Annotated in this window: 7 protein-coding genes; 1 reads left to right on the forward strand and 6 read right to left on the reverse strand. The window is 68.1% G+C overall.

Going from position 1 to position 6,706, the window contains the following annotated elements; all coding sequences use genetic code 11:
- Positions 1–109: 109 nt before the first annotated feature.
- Positions 110–1,315 carry a pyridoxal phosphate-dependent aminotransferase gene (locus B2U11_RS01115; protein WP_292069171.1) on the forward strand — a complete coding sequence of 402 codons (1,206 nt, stop codon included), beginning with the start codon at positions 110–112 and terminating at the stop codon, positions 1,313–1,315.
- 75 nt (positions 1,316–1,390) lie between these two features.
- On the opposite strand, the gene secF is transcribed toward B2U11_RS01115, so the two are convergent.
- From secF to B2U11_RS01145, 6 genes are all read right to left on the reverse strand, one after another.
- A complete protein-coding gene (gene secF / locus B2U11_RS01120) occupies positions 1,391–2,380 on the reverse strand; it encodes a protein translocase subunit SecF (protein WP_292069173.1) in 990 nt (329 codons plus the stop codon).
- Positions 2,380–3,972 carry a protein translocase subunit SecD gene (gene secD, locus B2U11_RS01125; protein ID WP_201216687.1) on the reverse strand — a complete coding sequence of 531 codons (1,593 nt, stop codon included), beginning with the start codon at positions 3,970–3,972 and terminating at the stop codon, positions 2,380–2,382. The genes secF and secD overlap by 1 nt, the downstream gene beginning before the upstream one ends.
- 32 nt (positions 3,973–4,004) lie before the next feature.
- Positions 4,005–4,322, reverse strand: coding sequence for a preprotein translocase subunit YajC (gene yajC, locus B2U11_RS01130; RefSeq protein WP_249750706.1), 318 nt, complete (start codon positions 4,320–4,322; stop codon positions 4,005–4,007).
- 105 nt (positions 4,323–4,427) lie between these two features.
- The gene (locus tag B2U11_RS01135; protein ID WP_292069177.1) at positions 4,428–5,498 is read right to left on the reverse strand and encodes a M23 family metallopeptidase; all 1,071 of its coding nucleotides are present in this window, start codon (positions 5,496–5,498) and stop codon (positions 4,428–4,430) included.
- A gap of 121 nt (positions 5,499–5,619) precedes the next feature.
- Complete coding sequence (locus B2U11_RS01140; protein ID WP_292069179.1) at positions 5,620–6,264, reverse strand: protein-L-isoaspartate(D-aspartate) O-methyltransferase; 645 nt, start codon at positions 6,262–6,264, stop codon at positions 5,620–5,622.
- Positions 6,261–6,706, reverse strand: a 446-nt coding sequence (locus tag B2U11_RS01145; RefSeq protein ID WP_292069181.1) for a 5'/3'-nucleotidase SurE, incomplete at its 5' end; no start/stop codon positions are given. The genes B2U11_RS01145 and B2U11_RS01140, both read right to left, overlap by 4 nt.

The following is a 6,706-nucleotide window of genomic DNA, read 5'->3' on the forward strand; positions in this document are numbered from 1 at the left end:
TATCACCCGATCCGCACATTAGCGAGCCGCCATCCATTGTCCCGGCGGGCGACGCCGCGTAAGAAACCGCGCCTCCCCGGCACGAAACTTCCAAATCGACGGGAAAATCATGTCCAGCCTGCAATCCTCCGCCCTCGCCCGCGTCAAGCCGTCGGCCACCATCGCGGTGACCGCCCAGGCGCGGAAGCTGAAAGCCGAGGGTCGCGACGTGATCGGCCTGGGCGCCGGCGAGCCGGATTTCGACACGCCGGACAACATCAAGCAGGCGGCCATCGACGCCATCCAACGCGGTGAAACCAAGTACACCGACGCCGACGGCATGCCCGAGCTGAAGAAGGCGATCGTCGCCAAGTTCGCGCGCGAGAACGGCCTGGCCTATGACGTGTCGCAGATTCACGTCGCGCCGGGCGGCAAGCCGGTGATCTTCAACGCCCTGGTCGCCACCCTGAACCCGGGCGACGAGGTGATCGTGCCCGCGCCCTACTGGGTGTCCTATCCCGACATGGTGCTGCTGGCCGGCGGCGAGCCGGTCACGGTCGTCGGCGAAGAGAAGGACGGCTTCAAGCTGCTGCCCGCCGTGCTGGAAGCCGCCATCACCTCCAAGACCAAGTGGCTGATCCTGAACAGTCCGTCGAACCCCACCGGCGCCGCCTACACCCGCGCCGAACTGGAAGCCCTGGCCGAGGTGCTGCGTCGCCATCCCCACGTTTGGGTGCTGACCGACGACATGTACGAGCACCTCGTCTATGGCGACTTCGAATACACCACCATCGCCCAGGTCGCGCCGGACCTGATCGACCGCACCCTGACGGTCAACGGCGTGTCCAAGGCCTATGCGATGACCGGCTGGCGCATCGGTTATGCGGGCGGCCCCAAGCCGCTGATCGACCTGATGCGCAAGGTCGCCAGCCAGACGACCTCCAACCCCGCCAGCATCAGCCAGTGGGCGGCGGTCGAGGCGCTGAACGGACCCCAAGACTTCATCCCCGAACGCAAGGCCGCCTTCGAAAAGCGCCGCGACCTGGTGGTGTCGATGCTGAACCAGGCGACGGGCATCACCTGCGCCACGCCCGAGGGCGCCTTTTACGTCTATCCCTCCATCGCCGGCCTGATCGGCAAGACGACGGAGGGCGGCGTGGTCATCGACGGAGATTCCACCTTCGCCGCCGAACTGCTGAACGCCGAGGGCGTGGCGGTGGTCCAGGGCGAGGCCTTCGGCCTGTCGCCCTATTTCCGCATCAGCTACGCCACCTCCGACAGCATTCTGGAAGAGGCCTGCAGCCGCATCCAGCGCTTCGCGGCCTCGCTGCGCTGAGGCGGGTCAACAGCCCTGAAAACAGAAACGACGGCTCCTTTTCGGAGCCGCCGTTTTTTCTTGCCGAACGATCGTTCAGGGTCGGCTCGCCATGCCCAGCTTGATCGGCTTGGCCTCGTCGTTCGCCCCGCCGCGCTTGACGCCCCACAGCAAGATCACCGGCGCGCCGACGTAGATCGACGAATAGGTGCCGATGACGATGCCGAACATCAGCGCGATGGAGAAGCCGAACAGCGCCTCGCCGCCGAACAGCGCCAGCGCCGCCAGCACCATCACCGCCGTTCCCCCGGTGATGATCGTCCGGGTCAGCGTCTCGTTCAGGGACAGGTCGATGACGTCGCGAAGCGGCATGGTCTTGTACTTGCGCAGGTTCTCGCGCAGGCGGTCGAACACCACGACGGTGTCGTTCATCGAATAGCCGATGATGGTCAGGATGGCGGCGACCATGTTCAGACTGAACTCCAGCCGGAACAGGACGATCAGGCCGAAGGTCAGAATCACGTCGTGCAGCAGCCCGATCACGGCGCCGAAGCCGAACTGGGGCTCGAACCGGAACCAGACGTAAAGGAACATCAGTCCCACGGCGACGGCCAGCGCCATCAGGCCGGACGTGAACAGCTCGCCCGAGACCTTGGAGCCCACCACGCTGACGCCCGAATAGCTGACCTGGCCGACGGCCTGGCTGACCGCGCCCTCGACCTGGCGCACCACCTGCGTCTGGTCGCGGCCTTCCGGCACCTGGAAACGCAGGATGGCGGTCGAGCCGTCATTGGCGTTGTTGTCGCGCCGGGCGATGCCCTGGACCTGGACGTCGCCCAGGTTCAGGCCGCTGACGGCTTCGCGCACCCGGTCCAGCTGGATTTCCTGTCCCGCGGGCTTGGACACCTCCATCGAGGCGCCGCCCCGGAAGTCGATGCCCATGTTCAGGCCGGGGTAGAAACAGGCGACGATCGAGGCGATGCACAGGATCACCGACAGGGCGCCGGCCGGCTTCGCATATTTGACGAAATGAAAGTTCGTCTTCTGCGGCAGAATCTTGATGAGGGGCCATCCACGCATCGCCATCACTCCGCAATCGGCAGTTTCTTGGGTCTGGCCTTCTTCAGCCAGTACGCCAGCAGGACCTGGGCGACCAGGATCGAGGAGAACATCGAGGTCACGACCCCGATGCTCAGCGTCCAGGCGAAGCCCCGCACGGGGCCGGCTCCGAAGACGAACATGATGGCCGCCGCCACCAGGGTGGTGACGTTGGCGTCCAGGATGGTGCCCCAGGCCTTGGAGAAGCCCGCGTCCATGCTGGCGATCACGCTGCGGCCGGATCGGGCCTCGTCGCGCATCCGCTCATAGATCAGGACGTTGGCGTCAACGGCGACCGCGAAGGTCAGGATCAGACCGGCGATGCCCGGCAGGGTCAGCGTCGCCTGGGTCAGCGACATGGCGGCGATGATCAGCACCCCGTTCAGGATCAGGCCCAGCACCGACACCCCGCCGAACAGCAGACCATAAGCCAGGATCATGAAGACCACGATGATGGCGAAGCCGATGGCGGTCGACAGGGCGCCCGCGGCGACGGCGTCGGCGCCTAGTTCGGCGGTGACGACCCGGCGTTCCTCGACGTTCAGCGGGGCCGGCAGGGCGCCGCCGTTCAGCAGGTTCACCAGGGTCGAGGCTTCCTCGATGGTGAACTGGCCGGTGATCTGGCCTGAACCGCTGGTGATCGCGCTCTGGATCGTCGGGGCCGAGATGACCTTGCCGTCCAGGATGATGGCGAAGGGCTTGCCCAGGTTGGCGGCGGTGGCGTCGCCGAAGCGGCGGGCGCCGGTCCCGTCGAAGCGGAAGTCGATGGCGGGGCGGCCGCTCTGGTCGGCGCCCACGCTGGCGCGGGTCAGGTTCTCGCCTGCCACCAGGATGCGGCGCTTGACCAGATAGGGCGTGCCTTGCTCGTCGGCCAGAAGCTGCGAATCCGGCGGGACGCGGCCAGCCAGGGCGTCGTTGACCGAGTTCTCGGTGTCCACCATCTGGAAGGTCAGTTGCGCCGTCTGGCCGATGACCTCCTCCAGCTTGGTCGGATCGCTCTCGCCGGGCGCCTGGACCACGATGCGGTCGGCGCCCTGGCGGGTGATGGAGGGTTCGCGCGTGCCCAGGCTGTCGATCCGGCGACGCACCACCTCGATCGACTGGTCCACCGCGGTCGAGCCCATGCCGTTCAACGCAGTGTCGGTGTAGGCGAAGCGGACGCGGTTATCGCCGACGCGCGCGGCGGTGCGTTCCACCTGGCCGCTGGGGCCGGCCGCGCCGGCCAGGGTCCGCAGGGCCTCGAACGCCGCGCCCTGCTGCGCCGGATTGGCCAGGGTCACGACCACGCCGCCTTCCTCGCGCTGGAAGCCGCCGGTGCTGATCCCCGCCTCGTTCAACGTGACCCGCACGTCCTCGATCAGGTTGTTGATCCGCGCGGTGCGCATGGCCGGAACGTCCACCTCAAGAAGCAGGTACGACCCGCCCTGAAGGTCCAGCCCCAGGTTCAGCGTGTTCTTGGGCAGCCAGCCGGGCAGCGCCTCGCGCTGGGCGGGGCTCAGCAGGTTCGGATAGGCGAACAGCAGCCCGAACAGCGCGGCCAGGACGACGAGGGTGACTTTCCAGCGCGAGAGCTGAATCATGTGGGCGATCCCGGATCAGCGATAGGCGCTTGTCAGGCCTTGGAGTCGTTGGCGGCGATGGCGGTGCGATTGCGCACCTCGGCGATCATGCCCTTGACCACGCGCACGTTGACGCTGGGGGCGATCTCGACGTTGACCTCGGCGTCCTCGACGCGGGTGACCTTGCCGATCATGCCGCTGGACAGGACCACGGTGTCGCCGCGCTTGACCGCGCCGATGGCCGCCTGGTGTTCCTTGGCGCGCTTCTGCTGCGGACGGATCAGCAGGAAGTAGAACAGGATGAAGATGGCGACGATCGGCAGGAACTGCATGATCACGGCCATCATGCCGCCGTCAGCGGGAGCGCCCATAGGTTAGTCTCCAAGACACGAGGGGTCGGCCCTCGTCGGCGCCCCATCAAAAACGAGGCGCGGAACCTAGGGCCGACGTTGACGGAATGCAACGCGGCGAAAGCGCTATCGCGGCAGGACCGTCAGGGGGTCGATCGCCACCGGGTCGTCGCCCTGCATCTGCCGGGTCTCGAAGTGGATCGAGGGGCGGCCGTCGCCGGCGGTCAGACCCACCGTGCCGATCTGCTGGCCCTGGCGCACGTCGTCGCCATCACTGACGGTGGCCGAGCCCAGGTGGCCGTAGACCGTCCGCCAGCCGCCATTGTGCACGATCAGCACCGTCAGCCCCTGCCCGACCAGATCGTCGCCGACATAGGCCACGCGGCCGGCGCCGGAGGCGACCACGGCCGTCCCAGCCGAGGCGCCGATGTTGACGCCGTTATTGCGCTCGCCCATGCCCACCGGGCCGAAGCGGCGCAGAATCTCGCCCCGAACGGGCCACACCAGGTTGGCCGGACTGCTGGTGGAAGGCGTCGCGCCGACGCTCGGCGCCGGCGTCGTCGGCCGCGTCTGGGCCGGCAGGGCCGCATTGCCCGAAGGCGGCGGCGGGGGCGGCGGGACCGAGCCGTTGGGCACCAGCACGCCCACGGGAGACGGGCCTGTCGCATAGGGATCGCGGCCGGTGTCGACCGCCGATTCGGGCAGGATGATCCGCTGGCCCGTCGTGATCGCGCCCCTCGGCCCCAGGCCGTTCAGGTCGATCAACAGTTGCACCGGCGTCTGGAAGCGGCGGCCGACGCCCGAGATGGTGTCGCCCGGCTGGATCACATAGGCCGCGCCCGGCTGGCCGCTATAGACCGGCGGCGGCGGCGTCTGCGTCTGCGTCTGCGTCTGGGCGGGCGGCGTCACGCTGACCGTCGGCGGCAGGGCGCCGCCCTCCACCGATCCGACCGGCGCGGTCGCCGGCGGCGGCGCTTCATACTGACCGGGGCGATACGGTTGCGTCTGGGTTCCACCGGGGTAGGCCTGTCCCTGCTGGCCCTGCGGGGGATAGGACGTCGTCGGCGCGCCCTGTCCGGGCAAGGCCATCGGATGGGTCGGATAGCGCGGCTCGGACGGATAGCTGATGCACGCCGTCAGGCTGGCCCCCGCCGCCAGGATCAAAACCGTTCTCGTCCAGCCCGTCAGACCCGTCACCGGCCGCTCCTCGCATGGTTAAACTCGCCCGCCCGGTGTGCCCCGTCGGCGCCGCCAAGCCAACCCCGCAATGGGCGCGAAAGTTTGACGTGAAGGTTAACGGCGCCGGCTTTCGCGCCGATCACCCCTCCTTGGCCGTTCCCTCGACCAGGGGCACGAAGCGCACCTCCGTCAGGCTTTCGCGGCGGAAGGAGCCGTCGCCCTGGCCGACATAGCGGTGCAGCATCTGCACCGAGGTGCGCCCCACCGGCGCGACCAGCACCCCGTTCGGCTTCAGTTGCTTCAGCAGTTCGGTCGGCTCGTGCGGCGACGCCGCCGTGACCATGATCCGGTCGAAAGGCGCCTGTTCGGGCCAGCCCAGCCCGCCGTCGCCGTGCCGGGTGATGACGTTGTCGATGTCCAGCGTCCGCAGCCGCGTCTCGGCCTCGTTCAGCAGGCTGCGGTAGCGCTCGACCGAATAGACGTAGCGCGCCAGCTTCGACAACACCGCGCACTGGTATCCGCTGCCGGTGCCGATCTCCAGCACCCGGTGGCGCGGCTGGACCTCCAGCGCCTGGGTCATCAGGCCGACGATGTAGGGCTGGCTGATCGTCTGGGCGCAGTCGATCGGCAGGGCCTGGTCCTCCCACGCCTGATCCAGGAATTTCTCGTGCACGAAGACCGAGCGGTCGACGCTCTCCATCGCCTTCAGCACGCGCGGGTCCGTCACCCCTTGCTGGCGCAGGGACAGGATCAGACGCCCGGCCCGGTCGTCGCGCAGGTTCACGCCACCCGCTCCACCTTCCTCGGGGGCGCCCCGCCCAGCACCTTCTTCAGGTCGTTGACGCTGGCCATGTGGGTCAGGTCGATGTGCAGCGGCGTGACCGAGATGCGGCCCTCCTCGATGGCGCGCAGGTCGGTGCCCTCGGCGTGTTCCTGCTTCTGGCCGCGGAAGCTCATCCAGTAGTAATCCCGGCCGCGCAGGTCGGTTCGGCGCACCGCGTGCATCTCGCCCACGTCGCGGAAGCCCTGCGTCGTCACCTCCACCGCCTCGACCTGTTCGGGCCGGCGGTTGGGGAAGTTCAGGTTCATCACCACGCCCGGCGACCACCTCTGCTCCAACAGGCGGCTGATGATGGCGGGCGCATAGGCCTCGGCCGTCTCCCAGTGGGCGATCACCTCGTCGTGGAACCGCTCCAGGCTCTGGCTCAGGGCGATGGAGCGGATGC

The sequence above is a fragment of the Brevundimonas sp. UBA7534 genome, from assembly GCF_002479325.1.
GTDB lineage: Bacteria > Pseudomonadota > Alphaproteobacteria > Caulobacterales > Caulobacteraceae > Brevundimonas.

Coding starts and splice junctions, on each gene's coding strand:
- B2U11_RS01115 (WP_292069171.1), top strand. CDS start 110: ATGTCCAGCCTGCAATCCTCCGCCCTCGCCCGCGTCAAGCCGTCGGCC.
- secF (WP_292069173.1), bottom strand. CDS start 2,380: ATGGCGATGCGTGGATGGCCCCTCATCAAGATTCTGCCGCAGAAGACG.
- secD (WP_201216687.1), bottom strand. CDS start 3,972: ATGATTCAGCTCTCGCGCTGGAAAGTCACCCTCGTCGTCCTGGCCGCG.
- yajC (WP_249750706.1), bottom strand. CDS start 4,322: ATGGGCGCTCCCGCTGACGGCGGCATGATGGCCGTGATCATGCAGTTC.